Source organism: Natrinema sp. HArc-T2, assembly GCF_041821085.1.
GTDB lineage: Archaea > Halobacteriota > Halobacteria > Halobacteriales > Natrialbaceae > Natrinema.
The window spans coordinates 510,914-528,070 of record NZ_JBGUAZ010000003.1 but is presented as its reverse complement, the minus strand read 5'-3'; the positions used below and the strand labels follow the sequence as shown (position 1 = coordinate 528,070).

Sequence of the window (17,157 nt, the reverse complement as noted above, 5' to 3'; positions counted from 1 at the left end):
TCATCGGTCGTACTCGAGATCCCGCTCTCGATCGTCCGTTCGCTCCCGATCCCGCTTTTGGCCCCACTCCTGAGCCTCCTCGAGCGTCTCCGTGTCCAGCAGTCGCTCGAGTTTCCGCTCGAACTGCTCGTCAGTGAGGTCGCCGGCGGCGTAGCGCTCGCGCAACGTCTCGAGGGCGTCGGTCTTGGAATCCGTCGGCTCAGATTTCCCGTCCGTCTCGGCGGTGTCCGTACTGAGATATTCGTCGGCCCACTCGCGGCGATCGTCTTCGTCACCGAAGAGGATCGCGACCAGCGGGACGACGGCGATGTAGCCGACGAGCAACGCCGCGAGCCACCAGTCCTGTCCGGTAAACATCGCACCGAGCCAGAAGGCCGTCACGAGTAGTGAGGTGATCCCGGTCGCGTTCTCACGCAACCGAGTCCACGGCCCGTCAGCCCCGCCGCGATCGACTCGCTCGCTCCCGTTCATACGTGTCAATTCTATTGGGGTCGGGAAGAGGTTGGTGGCTCGAGAGATCGTCCGCCGGTCCGGTACTCGAGAGGCGGAGACGAGTATAGATGACAATTTGACTGAAGGATTATAAAATACCGAACACAAGCAGATACTATGCCGTCGTTGGAAGGACTAAAGACGTGGTTTGACTACGAACTCCTGCTTACAGCACTCGCCATCAGCGTTCTGGCTGCGGTCTGGGGACTGAAGCAGATCACTGGTTATCTATCGAGTCTGCCGCTTTCGGGTCTGCCGCTTACGAGCCCACGATTCGCCCTTGCGGTCACGGCTCTGGGTCTCGGGACGCTTCTGTTTCTGATCTGGCTGGCCGGACGATATACTGAGCAGTAACGATCCTGTGCGGACACCTGACCGGTACGCGGCCACGACTACTCACCGACGATCAGTCATCAACCGCAAACAGCGCTGCCGCTCAATACGAGAGTGGACGATGGAGAAGACGAGCCTTACGCGAGCGTCTCGCCGAGCGCCTCGAGTGCGGCGTCACGAACCGAATCGCGTTCGCCGGGCAGGAACTCGACGTGGCCGTCGGCACCGCCGACGACGCTGACGCCGCCGTTTGGCACGGCCTCGGCGATCGCGTCGCCGAGGTCGCGGACGTTCACGTCTTCGGTCGCGCGGACGTGGAGTTCGTCGTCGCCGACGCCGAGCGTGACGTAGGTGTCTGCCTGCTCGCGCTCGCTGCGGTGGAGCGCGTCCAGCAGCAGGATCGTCGTCGGGAAGTTGTACCGGTGGGTGAACGCGTCCGTATCGAGGACGGAGACGGTGACACCGTCGACGCCTTCGACGGTGAGGTTCTCGCGAGCCGTCTCGAGTTCGGTCTCGAGCTTGTCGCGGAACTGCTCGGAGACGTGGGCGGCGAGGTCGCCGTTCCGGGGTCGCTCCGAGTTCTCGCCATCGCCGAACAGCAGGTCGATGATGAGTTCGCGCTTGTCCTTGTAGGACTGGTAGTAGGCTTCGAGGGCGACGGCTTCGCGGCGTTCGGAGACGCCAGTCTCGTCGTAGCCGGCCTCGCTGGCGAGGTCGAGGTATGCCTCGGGCGTGTCCTCCCAGTAGCTGACTGCGGGAAGGTGCTCGAGATCGTCGCGGACGTCGTCGTTGACGTGGGCAGCGACGTTGGTCGCCAGCGCGGTCGAGGTGACGTCGGCAACGTCAGCGCCGGCCAGCGACGGGGCGACGGCGACGGAGACGGCGTCGGTAATCTCGTCGTCGGCGCGGCTGTCGTCGATCACGAGCGCCTCGGCGTCGTACAGCGAGAGCAGGTCGTAGCCGTCGACGGATTCGACAGTCGAGCCGGCGTCGACCAGGACGACCAGCGGGAGCTGTTCACCGTGGCGGTCGCGGGCTTCGAGCATCGAGGTAACGTCGTTGGTCGCGGCGTCCATGTCGTAGACGCGACCGTCGAGCGGGCGGCGCTCGAAGTAGTGATACTCAGCGTCCTCACGGGTGTGTTTCTCGCGGATCAGCGGGAGGACGGCGCGTTCGATGGCAGCGCCGGCAACGTAGCCGTCTGCGGTCGCGCCGTGGCGGACGACGACCGGGCGGGCCTCCATGACCGCACGGCGGATCGCGGTCGCCGCGTCGGCGATACCGTCTTCGACGGCTGCGACTGCGTCGTGGTCGGCCAGTAGCGCGACGTCTTCGGGTCGTGCCTCCTGTTCGAGCGCGCTCTCGAGACGGTCGACGACCGTTTCGCGGGCCTCGGCCTCGAGGATATCGAGGGACTCGGTCTCGATCTGCAGGTCGCCGTTGTGGCGTTCGACCTCGCCTTCGAGGGCGACGATGTCATCGAGTTCGACGGCGGGGTAGGCGCGAACGCCGGCTTCCTTGAACGCCGCACACTCGACGGTCGCGGTTTCGTCGCGCAGTTCGAAGACCGTCGGACCGCTGGTCTGGCGGACGCCGGTGATCTCACCCTCGAGGCGGACGACGCTGCCGACCTGATTCTCGATAGCATCGACGGTGGTCCGCTTGAGTGCGGGCTCCTGTTCGGTCTCGGAGTCGGACTCGGCGGCGTCGTCGGTCGTCGGCGTCGACGCGGCAGCAGTCTCGGTCGCGACGGAGCCGCTGCTTGCGACGGTACCGCCCGTCTCCGCGGCTGCGGGTTCGGGCTCTTCAGTGGCACCAGCTTGCAACTCGCCGGCTGCCGGTGTTTCGGCGTCGCTCTCGTCGGACGGCTCCGCATCAGTGTCGTCCTCAAGGTCTTCCGGTCGGTACTCGCCGTCGGCGGTCTCGATCAAGTGGCCACGGAACTCACGTTCGCGCTGGCGGATCGACCAGCCGAGGTCGACGTTGCCGTTGTCGCGGACGTCGAGTACCTGGACGAACACGTCGTCGCCCGGTTCCCAGTCGAGACTTTCGAGTCGGCGGTCGAGTTCGCTTCTGTGCAACAGGCCAGTGACGTGGTCTCCGATGTCGATGAAGACACCGAAGTCGGCGTAGCCGTCGACGGTCCCCCGGTAGTAGCGACCGGGCGTGAGCTGCGAGGGAGACGTGCCGCGAAATTCGAAAACAGCATCCTCCTCGTGACTCTCGCAGATCTCGCCGTCAACGGGTGTGCCGCAGATGATACAGTTACCCATCTATTCGAACCAAGCGGTTTCGCCCTAAAACGGTTGTCGAAATGCGTTCGTGACACGACTCACGAAAACAGCCGCGACACAGCGCCGCCGTCAGTCGAAAATCGCCGACTCGTCCTCGAGCGCGTCGATATCGTCCACGATTTTCTGAACGTCCTCCGGGAACAGCGAGATCTGGATCTCGTTGTCGTCCTCGTCCTCGAAGACGAGCTTGACGCGCTTGTCGCCGAACTCCCTGGCTTCGGCTGACTCGACGTCGAACATCTTGGCCGTCACTGCCTTGTTGTTCGGACCGACGTTCTTGATCGCGCCGTCGTTCAACTCCACCATGAATTCCTCGAGCGTGAGTGCGAGCATAGTCGCCGTACGAACCGGGGATACAAAACCACACGGCATCGCCACCGGGCGAGACGAGTACGTCGGCCCCGCCCACTTTTATGGTGGATTCGCACGAACGCGTCACCTGCTATGGAAGTTACCTGGCATGGCCACTCGACGTGGCACGTCACCGTTGGAGAGACGGAACTGTTGATCGATCCGTTCTTCGACAACCCGAAGACCGACCTCGAGCCGGCCGACGTCGACACGCCCGATTACGTGCTGTTGACACACGGCCACGCCGACCACATCGCCGACGCCGGGGCGTTTTCGGAGGCGACGCTGGTCGCGACGCCGGAACTCGTCTCCTACTGCCAGGACGAGTTCGGTTTCGAGGACGCCGTTGGCGGGATGGGGATGAACCTCGGCGGTACCGTCGAGTGTGGCGACGCCTACGTCACCATGGTCCGGGCCGACCACACTAACGGGATCATGACCGAAAACGACGCGAGCGGCGGGATGCCCGCCGGCTTCGTCGTCTCCGATACGAAGCCAACGCAGGTCGCAGACGAGGACGCGACGACGTTCTACCACGCCGGCGACACCAGCCTCATGACCGAGATGCGTGAAGTCGTCGGCCCGTATCTCGAGCCCGACGCCGCCGCGGTGCCGATCGGCGATCACTTTACTATGGGGCCGTGGCAGGCTGCCGTTGCCGTCGACTGGCTCGACGTCGATCACGCCTTCCCACAGCACTACGATACGTTCCCACCGATCGAACAGGACCCCGAGGACTTCGCCAGGGAAGTGCGCGCGACCGGCAGCACCGCCGAGGTCCACACGCTCGAAGCCGACGAGCCGGTCGAACTCGAGCCCTGACGCGCCGTCGCGTTCTCTCGATTTCCTGTTTTTGTTCGGCAGATCGGATCGTCATCCCCACGAGAACAACGTTTACAGCACCGGCTGTGGACGTCTCGAGTGCCATGGCGAAAACAGTCACCACCGTCTCCGAGGAGGGGTACAGCGCCACCAACGACATCCGCGAGTTCGAGACCACGATCGACGCCAACGGCGAGGACGCACCCGACACGCTCGAGGCGCTGCTGGCGGCGTATGGCTCTTGTTACGTGCCGGCGCTGCGCGTCGGCGGCCAGCAACGCGGGGCCGACGACCTCGGCAAGATCGAGATCGATATCACTGGCGAACTGAACGACGACGACAAACTCGAGTCGATTCACTTCGATATCAGCGTCGCGGGCGACGTCGACAACGATACTGGCGAGGAAGTCATCGAGCGCGCCTTCGAACTCTGTAAGGTTCACGACGCGCTGAAAGACAGTCTCCACGCCGACACGACCTTCGAAGGCGACGCGTTCTGACGCCGGCCTCGACCCGCTGACACAGTCATTCGTCCATATTCGTGACAGCCAGGTGTCTGAACCGGTCCGAACACACATCCCTGCCGAGTGCGTCGGTTCGACACACGGATGCGCCGAGAACTGCTGGTCGTTGCCGTCGCGGGACTGCTCGTTGTCGCTGGCTGTAGCAGCGCAATCGATGGCAGCGACGGCATCGAGCGTGAGGGGGCAGCCGACGTCAGTGGCACCCTCGAGCTCCACCACATCGACGTCGGACAGGCCGATTCGACTCTCATCGTGACGCCGTCGAACGAGACGATCCTGATCGATACGGGCGACTACCGCGACGACGGACAGGCAGTTATCGACTATCTCGAGGCCCACGACATCGACCGAATCGATCACCTGATCGCGACCCACGGCCACGCCGACCACATCGGCGGCCACCCCGAACTCATCGAACACTTCGAAGAAACAGGTGACGGGATCGGCGCGATCTACGACTCCGGCGTCCCTCATCCAACCGCGACCTACGAGCACTACCTCGATGCCGTCGAGGCATACAACGTCTCGTTCTACGAGGTCGTCGCGGGTGATCGGCTGCCGGTGGCTGGCGACGGCCTCGAGGCCACCGTCCTGAACCCACCTGACGGCGACGCGAGCGGTGACATCGACACTAACGGTGTCGTCCTCTCGCTTGCCTTCGGCGACTTCTCGTATCTGACGACCGGCGACCTCGACGCCAGTGGGGAACAGCGACTGGTCGAGACGTACGGCGACGATCTCGCGTCAGATGCCTACCAGGCGGGCCACCACGGTTCGTCGACCTCCTCGAACGCGCCGTTTCTCGACCGGGTCGATCCCGATATCGCGGTCGTCTCGAGTCCAGTCGACTCTCGCTACGGCCACCCACACGATGAAGTGCTCGCGGCCTTCGCCGACCGCGGGATCGAGACCTACTGGACCGGCGTCCACGGCGATATTGTCGTGACGACCAACGGGACGGCTGCCTCGGTCGCCACGGAACGGAACGCATCGACCGACCCGGCGACGCTGCTCGAGCGCAAACACGCGATCGAGTCGGCACTCGTGGCTCCGCTGGCACACAGCGGGCTATCCGCCGCGCGTGGACTGCCGACACCCGACAGCGGTCGGTCGTCGGTTGCCGGCGCTGTCGTTCGTGCTTCGGGGGAGGGGGTAGCGAGATGAGCGAGACCTACACTGCCGTCCTCGATCGAATCGTCGACGGGGAGACGGCAGTGCTCTTGCTCGAGGCCGACGGCAACGTCGTCGACGACCTCCCGGTTGCAGTCGAACGGCTGCCGGCGGCTGGCCGCCACGAGGGTGCCGTCCTCTCCGTGACCGTCGACCGCGACGAGGGGCGCCTGCTCGAGGCGACGTATCGCGCCGACACCGAACGGGACCGCCGGGAGTCCCTACAGGACCGATTCGACCGTCTCTCCGAGCGACTGTCGGACCGAGGGGACGAGAACTAGCGGCAGAGAAACGAACGAGTGAAGCCCGAACCGGCTGGTTCGGCGATGCTGGCGTGGCGGCAGGGTGCTGTTGTCTGGACCATCGCGTGCCGCCATCCGGTAGTTTTGCGGCGACTGCCGTAACTGTACTACCAAAATATGCTGGTTTTATAATAGCACCCCTTATAACAAAGATCCAACACACGGATCAATCTTCCCATAGAGACACCGGCACCGACACGCCACCCGTCCGTGATGGGCAGGTTCAAGACAGTTCTCGAGACAGGATCTCACATGCTCCGTTCGTTCAATGGGACCGAACCGCAGGTGGCCGACTCCGCGTACGTCGACGAGGCCGCAGTCGTCATCGGCGACGTCGTCATCGAAGACGATGCGAGCGTCTGGCCGAACACTACGCTTCGCGGCGATCACGGTCGGATCGTCGTTGGCGAGGGTGCAAACGTTCAGGACAACGCCGTTCTCCACGAGGACGCAGAATTAAAACCCTACTCGACGGTCGGCCACAGCGCCATCGTCCACGACGCGACCGTTGCCGAGCGCGCGCTCGTGGGCATGAACGCCGTCGTCCTCGACGGGGCCCACGTCGCCGCCGGCAGCGTCGTCACCGAGGGCACCGAGATCCCGCCGTCGACGCTCGTCGCCGGGTCACCCGCCGAGCCGAAGACGGAGATCGACGACCCACATCTCGAGGCGACCGCCGACCGGTACGTCGAACTCGCGAACGAACACGCCGAGACAGCAGAACGGCTCGACTGAGACTATCTGTAGACGACTTCCCGAACGTCGTCGACGCCAGCGCGCCGGACGACGGCCCGGACGGGATCGCGCGCGCCGGCGAGGTTGTCCGAGTCGCCGTCGAGCACCAATAGCCGGGCCTCCCGGCCGGGCTCTACGAGGCCGTACTCGAGATCGGCGATTTCGGCTCCGTTGATGGTTGCCATCCGAAGGATTTCGTCGGCCGGCAAGTCGGACAGTTTCGCGAGGAACTCCATCTCGCGGAACATCGACGGCGAGTTGAGCATCACGTTATCCGTCCCGAGTGCGAGCGTCGTGCGCTCGTTTAGTTCTTCGTAAGGAGACAGCCCGACGCCAGTCACGAGATTCGAGCGGGGGCAGACGACGACCGGAATCTCGCTGTCTGCGAGCCGATCGAGGTGCAGCGGTTCGGGATGGACCATGTGTACCAGAAAGTCGGGCTCGAGATCCAGCGCTGGGTTGATATCGCTTTCGTCAACCTCGCCGGCGTGGATGCCGAAGGGCTTGCCCGCCTCGCGGGTCGCCCGCCGCTCCTGGTCGAAATTCGCATCGTTCGTCCCGCTGGCACCGAAGCCATCGCCGGCATGCATCGCATCGATAGAGCCGCGGGCAAAGGACAGTGCATCGATCTCGAGACCCTCGGCGGCGTCTGCGAGCATCCGAACACCCTCGACGTCGCCCTCGCGAAAGTCCAGGCAGGCCGCCGTCCCGGCCCGCTGCATGAACGACAGCGAGCGCGCCATCGCGCTCACGAGTTCGTCGCGGGAGGCCTGCCGGAGCAACCGATGTTTCAGCCCGTCCGGCGGCGCGACCAGTTCCTCGAGCGAGAGGCCGCCACCGGCTTCCTTGGCGATCGAGTCGCCGATGTGTGTGTGGGCGTTGACGAAGGCCGGGAGGATGATGTCGTCACTCTCGACCGACGTTTCCTCGATGGCCTCGATGCGACCCTCGTCGTCGATGACGACCCGTCCCCCGATAGGCTCGAACTCGCGGCCGCGGAGAATCGTTCCCGTTCGTTCCATACGCGTCAGTTCGCCGTCAGCGCCTTCAACGGTTCGACCCCCGAAACGGACAGGTGTACACTGTCGAACAACAGTCCGTGATCACCCGATCGCGGTTCGCGTGCGATCGATGTGTGATCCTGTTGTCCAACAGTATCAGTCGACGAACTGATCGAGCGTCGCGTCCAGCCCGTTTCGGACCTCGCTGACGAGCGCACCATCGATGTCCAGTCTGAGCACATCGACGGCGGCCCGACCGACCCGATCCCGCAACTCGGGCGGCGAGTAGACGCCGAGTCGCCACTGAGAGTGCTGGGCCGCCCGCAGCGCCGCGACCAGCGGCGACTGCTGGCCCAGCTGTCGGATCTCGCCGTTGACCATCACGCGCGTCGTCGACTCCGTCATCGAGGGCCGACTCGGCACGTCGAGGATGACGTCGGTAGGGTCGACATCCGCCCGATCGCCGATCTCGTGCTCGAGGTCGCAGATCGTTTCGTGATCGGCGTCGATGATCTCGTCGGGCACGTCGTCGAGTTCGGCCCAGACCGCCCGCTTGTACAGGTCGCGGTGATCCAGTCGCCTCGAGAACGCCGCCGTTCGATCACACGAGCGCAGGGCGACGATCAGGTCGTGGTCGTCCATCCGCTGGAGGGTCGCGGCGTCGACATCGGTCTCAGGAGCGTCCAACAGTCGTTCGGCAGCCCGTCGGAGCATCGCCTTGCTGATCCGGGCGACGCTATGACTGTAGACCGTCGGGTTCATCAGCGCCCGCGCGACCAGCAGGCTTTCGGCAGTCTGGACGTTCCCCTCGTCGAGGACGAGTTCGCCGTCGACGAACGTCAGCTCGCGGACGAGCCGGCCATGATCGATCGTGCCGTAGGGAACGCCCGTGTGGTGGGCATCCCGCACCAGGTAATCCATCCGGTCGACGTCGAGTTCCCCCGAGACCACCTGCCCGAAGCGTCCCTCGCCGGCGACCAACTCGGCGACCCGGTCGGGCTCGAGGTCGTGGTCGCGCAACACCTCGCCGACCGCCCCGTCCGCGAGCAACTCGTGGACGTCGTCGTGATATCGACCGGTGCGACGGTGGGTCAGCGACTCGAGGTTGTGACTGAAAGGGCCGTGGCCCACGTCGTGAAGCAGGGCGGCGGCGTGGACCCGTTCGGCCTGTCGTCCCTCGATAGCGAGGTGCTCGAGGGCCTCGCAGGCGAGGTGATAGACGCCGAGGCTGTGTTCAAAGCGAGTGTGGTTGGCAGAAGGATACACGAGAGAGACGGTTCCGAGCTGGCCGACGTGCCGAAGCCGCTGTACTTCGGGCGTGTCGAGCAGGTCACGCGCGACGCCGTCGACCTGGATGTGGTCGTGGACGCTGTCCTTGATGACTTTCATTACTCCTCGTTCGACCGGTTCGTACAAAAACGGTCGTCCGGACGACACCGCTCGCGTTGCGAATACCGGGTCAACGACTACGGGTGTCGCCCCGCTTCGGTCCGACAGCCGATGACTACTTTGACTGTCCCTCCCGACGCCGATACGAAACGAACCAAATTGCTCGTCCAGAACCACGTCGACATCGGCGACACGGTCGAGGTTCGAAGCGCAGAGCGGACGATGGATCAAATAACGGTCGTCACCGGAGACGTGACTGGTTTCGAGCCCGTGTATCTCGAACTCGACGGCCAGCCACTTGACGACAGGAGCGTCCGGTACGACGAAATCCACACGGTCTCGACCATCGAGGATGAAGCGAACGAAGCCTGAAGGGAGAATATCGCATCCCGAAATGGATGAAATTTGTTAGATTTCTGAGTGACAGCAAGAATCATGGACGCAGCAGTCCGAAGACGAGCAGCGGAAGTCAGCGCTATTCTCGCGCTGGGAACCTGTCTGATTATCCTCACCGATATTCTTCCCGTTCCATTTCCGCTCATCGGATTCTTTCTCGGTGTTGGAATCCTGCTGACGGCGGCAGGGTTCGTGGGCTATGTCACACAGCGCTGGGCACTCAGTGTAAGTGGCTTCCTCCTCCTGTTTCTGAGTACCGTCCCGCTTCAGTTTGTTGGCGGCTGTTTGGGGTGCGTCTGTCACATCCCAGAGGATTTCGTCTACTGGCAGCATATTCGAGCAGAGTTTACGTTCTCATCGCCAATCGGACCAGTCGTTGGCGTGACTGCTGAGCCCGTCGGATGTATTTGTGGGTGCCCATACTACTACCGTCCATTGCTCCCCCTGCTCGGAGGATACGGAGCGCTTCTCCTCGCAGTTCTCGATGTTGATCTGCGTTCCCTCACGCAATATATGTCTGCCGGCTAACCACTATAGTAACAACTGAAACGATTGACACACCGATCGCACAGTCCTCGTGCGATCGGGTGTGCATTACCTTTCAGTGGCTACTATAGCAAACGACTGCTCTTGTCGTCGATCGTCGTTACTTGTGCGACGAGTTTTCCCGTTTACTGCTGGAGAAGCCGTGTGATCAGCTACTGCTAGCGAACCTGCTCGAGGCCAAAGTGGCGGTCGACAGCCGCGCGAACGCGTTCGAGCACCACGGGGTTATCGCTGGGCCGACCGACGCTGACCGCGTCGGCCCCGTAGTCGGCGTACTCGCGGACGGTCGCGTCGTCGCGGACGCCGTTATTGGCGATCACGAACAGGTCGGTCGCATCGACCACGTCCGCGATGATCGACTCGGAGTCCATCGCGTCGATGTGGGCGAAATCAGCCCCCGCGCGCTCGAGGTCGCGGGCCAGTGCCGACAGATCGACGCCGGGAACTTCGGCGCGGACCTTCACGCCGACGGTCGCGCCGGTCTCGGCTGCGCGGCTGACGTAGCTTGCGAGACGGTCGCCATCCTGTAAGAGCGTCTCGCCACAGCCGACGGCACAGAGTTCGTCCTGCCGGCAGTGGGCGTTTATCTCGAGATAGGCGTCCCGATCCCGACAGACGCGGGCCGCGTCGGCCATCGGATCGACAGTCGCGCTCCGGACGTTGAACGCTGGCTGGAGAGGGACGTCTTCGAGCGCTGCGAGCTGGCGGTCGATAAAGGCGAGCGGATCGTCGGGCAGGAACTCGGACCGGTCGCGGGCGACGAGGTCGCGTGCAGCCGCTCTCGCGTCGGCATCGAGGGCGATCCCGCCGAGGAACGCCGCGCCAGCGTAGTCAGCGCCGGCTCGCGCCCAGTCAGCGTCGGCCTCGCCGCTGAGGCTGGCGAGTGCGAGCGGCGGCGTAAACGAGACGCGTCCGGACATGTTAGCGCACGCGATCGATCGCGTCGTCGACGGCTCGAGTGACGCGCGCGGCATCTTCGGAGTCGTCGATCCGGATGTCCGTCCGAACCGTCGGTCGGTCGAAGTCGGCGTCGTCGTCCTCGTCGATCACGAAGGCGTCGACGAACGGATAGGCGGTCGCCAGCCCCTCGGTGCTGGGCTCTGCATGGACCGCAGCCATGAGGTCGCCCGCGGGCCCGGAGAAAGCGTCGTCGCCGAGAAACGGCGAGACGGCAACGACCGTCGTCTCGGCGAGCGCGTCGGCGACGCCCGGCAGTGCGAGCATCGGCCCGATGCTGGTGACCGGGTTCGAGGGGCCGATGACGACGGTGTCGTCGAGTGCCTCGAGAACGCCCGGCGCGGGCTCGGCATCCGACGAGCCCCGAAATTCGACGGTTTCGACAGTCGGCTCGCCGCGGTGGGCGACCCAGTACTCCTGAAAGTGCATCATGCCCTCGTCGGTGTGGACGAGACTGGCGACGGGATCGTCGCTCATCGGGAGCAGGTCGATCGTGACGCCGAACGCGTCGGCCAGCCGCTGGGTCGCCTCGCTCAACGTCTTGCCCTCATCGAGGAGACTGGTGCGCGTGATGTGGACGGCCCGGTCGCGGTCGCCGATCGTCATGAACTCCGCGACCCCCGAAAAGCGCCGCCAGTTCGCGAGTCGCCGGCCCGTGGTCTGTTTTTCCTCGGGGAGGTATTGCGGCCCGTCGGGAAGTCCAGCGGTCGACGCGATCTCAGACAGCGCTGCGTTGGTTCGGTGCGTGTCGTCATCGATTCCCCACCACGTCTCGCGGTCGAGGATGCCACCGCCCTGAAACAGTAGGGTATCGACATCCGGCGAGACGAACAGTCCACCGAGTTCGATGTCATCACCCGTATTGGCGATGACCGTGGTCTCCTCTGGCGAGAACGCGACACCGGCGCCGTCTAAGAGTTTCGGCGTTCCGGTGCCTCCAGAGAGGAAAGTTACCATACGCACACCTCTCGAGCGAAGTTACTTAATCGCTTCCGGCGGCGAAAAACGATCGATCCCATCGGACGCCGTTCGTGATGTCGCTATCCGGGTCGTATGTTGGCGACCGGTATCCGCGCGCCCAGTCAGGCACCGGTCGGGCGCGGCGGGACGTTCGTGTTCGACCGGAATAGGTTATCGGGGTCGTATTTCGTCTTGACGTCGACCAGCCGGTCGTAGTTCTCGCCGTAGAGCAGTTTCGCGGGGTCTTCGTTCAGCCCCGGGAAGTTACCGTAGCGGCCCGAAGCGATCGAAAGGGTCTGTGCCTCGGCAAAACCCTCGCGAACCCACCCCACGTTTGCGTCATCGTCGTCGGCGTCCTCCCAGTTCGCCTCGAAGTTGAGCATGTACGGCTTGTCGCGGTGCCAGAACGCGGTCGCATCCTGGGGAACGTCAGCAACCGCGTCGCCGAGATGCCAGACGTCAATCGTCGAGAGCGCCGACGGCGCCGATTCGTTGTATCGAGTCATGAGGTCGATCACGTCGTCAGTGAGTTCCTCGAGGAAGATCGACTTCCAGTAGTAGCGCAGCCCGTCCGGGTAGTCCTCGTCGAGCATCGACTGCAGGTCGGCGTAGGCCATCACTCCGCTCAGGTCGGTGATCGGCGTCGCACGCTCCCGGAACGAATCGAAGACGTCCTCGGCGTCGTCGGGGTCTCCCAGGTACGAGCCGAGGAACGCGATCGCCGGCTCGCCCCACGATTCCTCGGGGAACTCCGCTATGTCGGGAACGTGGGCAGTAAACGCGAGGGCGCTCGCGTCCCGCGGTGCGGTCTCGGTCCACTCGCGGAAGGCATCCATAGCGACGGCGGTGTCGTCGCCGTGGAACCAGACGAAGAGTGCGTACACGTCGGGGCCGACCTCGTGGAGCGCGTACTCGAGAGCGGTGACGACGCCGAAGTTACCACCGCCGCCGCGGATCGCCCAGAACAGGTCCTCGTTCTCGTCAGCGCTGGCGTGGCGCAGTTTGCCATCGGCCGTCACGACGTCGACGCTGATCAGATTGTCAAGTGCCAGTCCGTACTTGCGACTCAGGTGTCCGTAGCCGCCGTTGAGCGTCAACCCGGCGACGCCGGTCTCTGACACCACACCGAGAGCCGTCGCGAGGCCGAAGCGTTGTGTCTCGAGGTCGACGTCGCCCAGCGTCGCCCCGCCGTCGACACGGACAGTCTTCGCCTCGGGGTCGACACGGACACCGTTCATTTCCGTCAGATCGACGACGAGCCCGCCATCGCAGACAGCCGTCCCGGCCGCGTTGTGCCCACCACCCCGGACCGCGAGGGGCAGGTCGTGGTTTCGGGCGAAGTCGACGGCTGTGGCGACGTCGTCGACGTCCACACAGCGCGCGACGAGCGCCGGGTATTTGTCGATCATCCCGTTCCAGACCTCGCGAGCGTCGTCGTACTCGTCGTCTGACGGACGCAGGAGGTCCCCGTGGAACCGGTCGATGAAGGACCGGACGGCCTCGTCCGGGAGTGCTGCGATCGCCTCATCGCCTGCTGATTTGTTCACTGTTCCCATATCTCACGATATGCGTTCAGCAGGAATAAAACAGTAGTATATCTAACACGATCATCAATCGGATAGATATGTCCGATAAGCTGGAATTAAATTTCTGCGTGCGGATACAAATCGGGCGGCTAACTGTGCGGAGAAATAGCATTCGATCCCCGATCGCCCGTCGATACGCCAGCTCTCGGGTCACTCCTGTCGGCGAACCTATCTTAACTATTAATTATGTGTGACTATATCCCCGTGCGAAGCGTACGGATACTGAGTGATAATGGCAGTTACTACCACACCCGTAGACGACGGTGCAATAGACGGATTCGGCGAGGGGCTTCACGGCGAATTGCTCCGCCCCGAGGATCCGAACTACGACGAGACGCGAGCGATCTGGAACGGCATGATCGACCGGCGACCGGCACTTATCGCTCGAGCGATGGGTGTCTCGGACGTGATCGCGGCGGTGAACTTCGCCCGCGAGCAGGACATGGTACTCGCGATCCGCGGTGCCGGACACAACATCGCGGGGAACGCGGTCTGTGACGACGGTCTGATGCTCGACCTCTCGGCGATGCGATCGGTTCGCGTAGACCCGGAGGAACAAACGGCTCGAGTCGAACCGGGTGCGACCCTCGCCGACTTCGACCACGAAGCACAGGCGTTCGGGCTGGCGACGCCACTGGGAATCAACTCGACGACCGGCGTCGCGGGACTGACGCTCGGCGGCGGGTTCGGGTGGCTGACTCGCAGGTACGGAATGACAGTGGATAACCTGCGATCGGTCGATATCGTCACCGCGGACGGCGAACTGCGGCACGCGAGCGAAGACAAAAATCCGGATCTCTTCTGGGGGGTCCGCGGCGGCGGTGGCAACTTCGGCGTCGTCACGTCGTTCGAGTTCGACCTCCACGAGGTCGGACCGGAGGTACTCACCGGGATGGTCGTCTACCACGGTGCGGACGCACCAGATGTCCTCCGACATGTGCGGGACTTCAACGAAACGGCACCGGACGAGTCGACCGTCTGGATGGTCCTGCGCAAGGCACCACCGCTCCCGTTCCTCCCGGAGGACGTTCACGGCGAGGACGTTCTCGTCGTCGTTCCGTTCTACGCCGGTGACATGGCAGCGGGTGAGGACGTGCTCGCTCCGATTCGTGAGTACGGCGATCCGATCGCCGATGTCGTCGGTCCACACCAGTACGCCGAGTTCCAGCAAGCGTTCGATCCACTGCTCGAGGAGGGTGCCCGGAACTACTGGAAGTCACACAACTTCAGTACGGTCTCGGACGACGCCATCGATACAGTGGTCGAATACGCACGAGACCTCCCCACCCCGCTGTCCGAAATCTTCTTCGGACAGCTCGGCGGCGCGATGGGACGGGTCCCAGCGGACGCGACGGCGTTTCCCCACCGGGACGCCGAATACGGGATGAACGTCCACACGCGCTGGGAGGACCCTGCGATGGATGACAAGTGCATCGCCTGGTCCCGGGAGTTCTTCGACGCGATGGCCTCGTATGCGACTGGCGGCGTCTACATGAACTTCATCAGCGAGGACGAGGGCGAGGAGGACCTCGCCTACGGGACGAACCAGCAACGGCTGGCCGAGGTCAAGGCCACGTACGATCCGGACAACCTGTTCCGGATGAACCAGAACGTCGAACCGGCCCAATAACGTCTTTTTGCCGATCGCACCGGTCACGAACCGCTAGTCGCCGATCCAGTCCGCGAAGCTTCCCTCGAGCAACGTCTCCGACTGCCGGGTCACGTAGCGCTGTTGCATCCGCTCCATCGCGTCGGCGAGGTCGGCACCGTCCTCGAGGGCTGCCCGCACCTGCTCGCGCTTCCAGCTGGCTGGTGTCACTTTCTGGCGGACCCGCCGCCGGAGCGGGTAGAGATATTTGGCGGCGTCTTCCTCGCTCAGCCCGCGGTTGACCAGCCCGTCTTCGGCGTGGGCGAGCAGATCCTCGTAGAGCTCGAGCCCGTCTGTGATTTCCCGACCGTCGTTGGTGATCCACGTCAGCTCGGCCTCGAGGCCATCGGTCATCGCCCCGTAGAAGTTTTCGCGAGCGAGCTGCCAGTCGAGTTCGTGGACGGGATGCTCGAGCCGAGTGAGACTCTCCATCAGGCCGGCAAAGGCGGCGAGGAAGGCCACCGAATCGCGGACCGTCGGCTGGGCGGGGATCGGCCGAAACTCGATGCGGGCGTTGGCCGCCGAGCGCGTCGGGCCGCCGAAGACGGGACGAACCCACCGCCAGTAGGTGCCGTGTTTGCGCCTGAAGTGGGGAAACTGATCGTCGAAACGCTCGCCGGGTTCGACCGGCATCGGCACGATCGTGTCGTCGTCGACGATTCGGTCGATCGCCTCGTCGACGCTCTCGAGATCGTGGGGGAACCGGACTTTCCCCTCGCCCGTCGTGGGGTCGTTGAGCACGGTCTCGAAGACGCTGATGCGATGTTCCATCCAGCCGTCTCGGAGAATCTCGTCGGCGGTCGCGTCCTCGTCGTACAGATCGGCGGGGAAAAACGGGGAGTTGACGCCGAGTGCGAGCAACGGACCCGCGACCCGGAGCGCGTAGTTGAAATATTCGGGAAGGTCCGGTGCGTGGGCCACCTGATAGTGGGGCTGGATCGACGTGATCAGACTCTCGGGCATGACGGTATTGGCCTGCAACGAGACGTGTGGGGCTTCGATACGCATCCCCGCCGAGTCGGCCTGGTCGGTGTTGGCCATCGCGTGATACCGAGCGGAGCCACTCATGTTCGTCGCGATGCGGATCGAGCGCTCGGCCCCGTCCGGTGTCGTCGCCGGTCGCTCGATGCTGTCGGCGAGGTACGTGCCCGCCGTTTCGCCCTCCGGCGGAATCGTCCACAGCCCGTCGCTGACCAGCCGCATCCGCTCGGACTGGGTCACGTCGAGTGCCGTCTGCAGGCGCGCTTTGACTTCCGACTCCTGAGCCGCCAGCCCGGGTGCGTTCAGCGGCTGTGGGCTGGTCGTCATCTCCGCGTTGTGCAAGCCAAGTTCCTTCTCGAAGCCGATCAGCTCGAGCAGTCGGCGTGGAACCCGCCGCAGCGTGCAGTCGTCGGCCTTGATCGCGTAGAACTCGTACTCGAGGCCGATGATCGCCTGCGGGTTGTCGAAGACTCCTTCCTCGACGGCGTCTTTGATCACCTCGGCATCCCCCTCGGCCCGCTGGCGGAAGTCAGCAGCGTCGACCGCCAGCACGTCCGCGACCCGTGCGGCGAGTTCCTCCTCTGGCATAGCTCCGAGTGCGCGCGCGAGTGACTTGAAAGCACGTCTCTCGAGGCGACGAACGTTCGGTGACTGACCAGGGGCTCGAGTT

17 protein-coding genes are annotated in these 17,157 nt (G+C 64.0%); 8 read left to right on the top strand and 9 right to left on the bottom strand.

Annotation, left to right across the window (positions count from 1 at the left end; translation table 11 throughout):
• From ACERI1_RS10245 to ACERI1_RS10235, 3 genes are all read right to left on the bottom strand, one after another.
• Positions 1 to 471 carry an SHOCT domain-containing protein gene (locus tag ACERI1_RS10245; RefSeq protein ID WP_373618044.1) on the bottom strand — a complete coding sequence of 157 codons (471 nt, stop codon included), beginning with the start codon at positions 469 to 471 and terminating at the stop codon, positions 1 to 3.
• A 491-nt stretch (positions 472 to 962) separates the two neighbouring features.
• Positions 963 to 3,098 carry an OB-fold nucleic acid binding domain-containing protein gene (locus ACERI1_RS10240; RefSeq protein WP_373618043.1) on the bottom strand — a complete coding sequence of 712 codons (2,136 nt, stop codon included), beginning with the start codon at positions 3,096 to 3,098 and terminating at the stop codon, positions 963 to 965.
• Between the two features lie 90 nt (positions 3,099 to 3,188).
• Positions 3,189 to 3,452, bottom strand: coding sequence for a hypothetical protein (locus ACERI1_RS10235; RefSeq protein WP_373618042.1), 264 nt, complete (start codon positions 3,450 to 3,452; stop codon positions 3,189 to 3,191).
• Positions 3,453 to 3,563: 111 nt separating this feature from the next.
• Here ACERI1_RS10235 and ACERI1_RS10230 point away from each other — a divergent pair, with 111 nt between their 5' ends.
• The 5 genes from ACERI1_RS10230 to ACERI1_RS10210 all read left to right on the top strand — a co-directional run bounded on the left by ACERI1_RS10230 (position 3,564) and on the right by ACERI1_RS10210 (position 7,023).
• Complete coding sequence (locus ACERI1_RS10230) at positions 3,564 to 4,292, top strand: metal-dependent hydrolase (protein WP_373618041.1); 729 nt, start codon at positions 3,564 to 3,566, stop codon at positions 4,290 to 4,292.
• A gap of 104 nt (positions 4,293 to 4,396) precedes the next feature.
• Positions 4,397 to 4,792 carry an OsmC family protein gene (locus ACERI1_RS10225; protein ID WP_373618040.1) on the top strand — a complete coding sequence of 132 codons (396 nt, stop codon included), beginning with the start codon at positions 4,397 to 4,399 and terminating at the stop codon, positions 4,790 to 4,792.
• Positions 4,793 to 4,900: 108 nt separating this feature from the next.
• A complete protein-coding gene (locus ACERI1_RS10220; protein WP_373618039.1) occupies positions 4,901 to 5,980 on the top strand; it encodes a ComEC/Rec2 family competence protein in 1,080 nt (359 codons plus the stop codon).
• Positions 5,977 to 6,267: a DUF3006 domain-containing protein gene (locus ACERI1_RS10215; protein WP_373618038.1), complete on the top strand. Its 291-nt coding sequence runs from the start codon at positions 5,977 to 5,979 to the stop codon at positions 6,265 to 6,267. The genes ACERI1_RS10220 and ACERI1_RS10215 overlap by 4 nt, the downstream gene beginning before the upstream one ends.
• A gap of 273 nt (positions 6,268 to 6,540) precedes the next feature.
• A complete protein-coding gene (locus ACERI1_RS10210; RefSeq protein WP_373618037.1) occupies positions 6,541 to 7,023 on the top strand; it encodes a gamma carbonic anhydrase family protein in 483 nt (160 codons plus the stop codon).
• A gap of 2 nt (positions 7,024 to 7,025) precedes the next feature.
• Here the strand turns inward: ACERI1_RS10210 and ACERI1_RS10205 are convergent, their stop codons facing one another.
• Together ACERI1_RS10205 and ACERI1_RS10200 are read right to left on the bottom strand one after the other, a co-directional pair.
• Complete coding sequence (locus tag ACERI1_RS10205; protein WP_373618035.1) at positions 7,026 to 8,045, bottom strand: amidohydrolase family protein; 1,020 nt, start codon at positions 8,043 to 8,045, stop codon at positions 7,026 to 7,028.
• 135 nt (positions 8,046 to 8,180) lie between these two features.
• Positions 8,181 to 9,413, bottom strand: a complete 1,233-nt coding sequence (locus ACERI1_RS10200) for an HD domain-containing protein (RefSeq protein WP_373618034.1) — start codon at positions 9,411 to 9,413, stop codon at positions 8,181 to 8,183.
• A 111-nt stretch (positions 9,414 to 9,524) separates the two neighbouring features.
• On the opposite strand from ACERI1_RS10200, the gene ACERI1_RS10195 reads away from it, so the two are divergent.
• Both ACERI1_RS10195 and ACERI1_RS10190 read left to right on the top strand, forming a co-directional pair.
• Positions 9,525 to 9,785: a hypothetical protein gene (locus ACERI1_RS10195; RefSeq protein WP_373618033.1), complete on the top strand. Its 261-nt coding sequence runs from the start codon at positions 9,525 to 9,527 to the stop codon at positions 9,783 to 9,785.
• Between the two features lie 63 nt (positions 9,786 to 9,848).
• Entirely contained in the window at positions 9,849 to 10,337 is a 489-nt protein-coding gene (locus ACERI1_RS10190) for a hypothetical protein (RefSeq protein ID WP_373618032.1), read from the top strand.
• Between the two features lie 176 nt (positions 10,338 to 10,513).
• On the opposite strand, the gene ACERI1_RS10185 is transcribed toward ACERI1_RS10190, so the two are convergent.
• The 3 genes from ACERI1_RS10185 to ACERI1_RS10175 form a co-directional block, all read right to left on the bottom strand.
• Positions 10,514 to 11,275 (bottom strand): tRNA-dihydrouridine synthase, encoded by a 762-nt coding sequence (locus ACERI1_RS10185; protein ID WP_373618030.1) that lies wholly within the window; start codon positions 11,273 to 11,275, stop codon positions 10,514 to 10,516.
• 1 nt (position 11,276) lies between these two features.
• The gene (cofD, locus tag ACERI1_RS10180; RefSeq protein ID WP_373618029.1) at positions 11,277 to 12,269 is read right to left on the bottom strand and encodes a 2-phospho-L-lactate transferase; all 993 of its coding nucleotides are present in this window, start codon (positions 12,267 to 12,269) and stop codon (positions 11,277 to 11,279) included.
• A 125-nt stretch (positions 12,270 to 12,394) separates the two neighbouring features.
• On the bottom strand, positions 12,395 to 13,828 hold the full coding sequence (locus ACERI1_RS10175; protein WP_373618028.1) for an FAD-binding oxidoreductase: 1,434 nt from the start codon (positions 13,826 to 13,828) through the stop codon (positions 12,395 to 12,397).
• A gap of 262 nt (positions 13,829 to 14,090) precedes the next feature.
• Here ACERI1_RS10175 and ACERI1_RS10170 point away from each other — a divergent pair, with 262 nt between their 5' ends.
• Complete coding sequence (locus ACERI1_RS10170; protein ID WP_373618027.1) at positions 14,091 to 15,488, top strand: FAD-binding oxidoreductase; 1,398 nt, start codon at positions 14,091 to 14,093, stop codon at positions 15,486 to 15,488.
• Positions 15,489 to 15,521: 33 nt separating this feature from the next.
• Here ACERI1_RS10170 and ACERI1_RS10165 read toward each other — a convergent pair whose 3' ends face one another.
• Positions 15,522 to 17,075, bottom strand: a complete 1,554-nt coding sequence (locus tag ACERI1_RS10165; protein WP_373618026.1) for a hypothetical protein — start codon at positions 17,073 to 17,075, stop codon at positions 15,522 to 15,524.
• Between the last annotated feature and the right edge of the window lie 82 nt (positions 17,076 to 17,157).

Coding starts and splice junctions, on each gene's coding strand:
- ACERI1_RS10175 (WP_373618028.1), bottom strand. CDS start 13,828: ATGGGAACAGTGAACAAATCAGCAGGCGATGAGGCGATCGCAGCACTC.
- ACERI1_RS10170 (WP_373618027.1), top strand. CDS start 14,091: ATGGCAGTTACTACCACACCCGTAGACGACGGTGCAATAGACGGATTC.
- ACERI1_RS10200 (WP_373618034.1), bottom strand. CDS start 9,413: ATGAAAGTCATCAAGGACAGCGTCCACGACCACATCCAGGTCGACGGC.
- ACERI1_RS10220 (WP_373618039.1), top strand. CDS start 4,901: ATGCGCCGAGAACTGCTGGTCGTTGCCGTCGCGGGACTGCTCGTTGTC.
- ACERI1_RS10225 (WP_373618040.1), top strand. CDS start 4,397: ATGGCGAAAACAGTCACCACCGTCTCCGAGGAGGGGTACAGCGCCACC.
- ACERI1_RS10230 (WP_373618041.1), top strand. CDS start 3,564: ATGGAAGTTACCTGGCATGGCCACTCGACGTGGCACGTCACCGTTGGA.
- ACERI1_RS10235 (WP_373618042.1), bottom strand. CDS start 3,452: ATGCTCGCACTCACGCTCGAGGAATTCATGGTGGAGTTGAACGACGGC.
- ACERI1_RS10205 (WP_373618035.1), bottom strand. CDS start 8,045: ATGGAACGAACGGGAACGATTCTCCGCGGCCGCGAGTTCGAGCCTATC.
- ACERI1_RS10245 (WP_373618044.1), bottom strand. CDS start 471: ATGAACGGGAGCGAGCGAGTCGATCGCGGCGGGGCTGACGGGCCGTGG.
- ACERI1_RS10210 (WP_373618037.1), top strand. CDS start 6,541: ATGCTCCGTTCGTTCAATGGGACCGAACCGCAGGTGGCCGACTCCGCG.
- ACERI1_RS10165 (WP_373618026.1), bottom strand. CDS start 17,075: ATGCCAGAGGAGGAACTCGCCGCACGGGTCGCGGACGTGCTGGCGGTC.
- cofD (WP_373618029.1), bottom strand. CDS start 12,269: ATGGTAACTTTCCTCTCTGGAGGCACCGGAACGCCGAAACTCTTAGAC.
- ACERI1_RS10195 (WP_373618033.1), top strand. CDS start 9,525: ATGACTACTTTGACTGTCCCTCCCGACGCCGATACGAAACGAACCAAA.
- ACERI1_RS10190 (WP_373618032.1), top strand. CDS start 9,849: ATGGACGCAGCAGTCCGAAGACGAGCAGCGGAAGTCAGCGCTATTCTC.
- ACERI1_RS10185 (WP_373618030.1), bottom strand. CDS start 11,275: ATGTCCGGACGCGTCTCGTTTACGCCGCCGCTCGCACTCGCCAGCCTC.
- ACERI1_RS10215 (WP_373618038.1), top strand. CDS start 5,977: ATGAGCGAGACCTACACTGCCGTCCTCGATCGAATCGTCGACGGGGAG.
- ACERI1_RS10240 (WP_373618043.1), bottom strand. CDS start 3,098: ATGGGTAACTGTATCATCTGCGGCACACCCGTTGACGGCGAGATCTGC.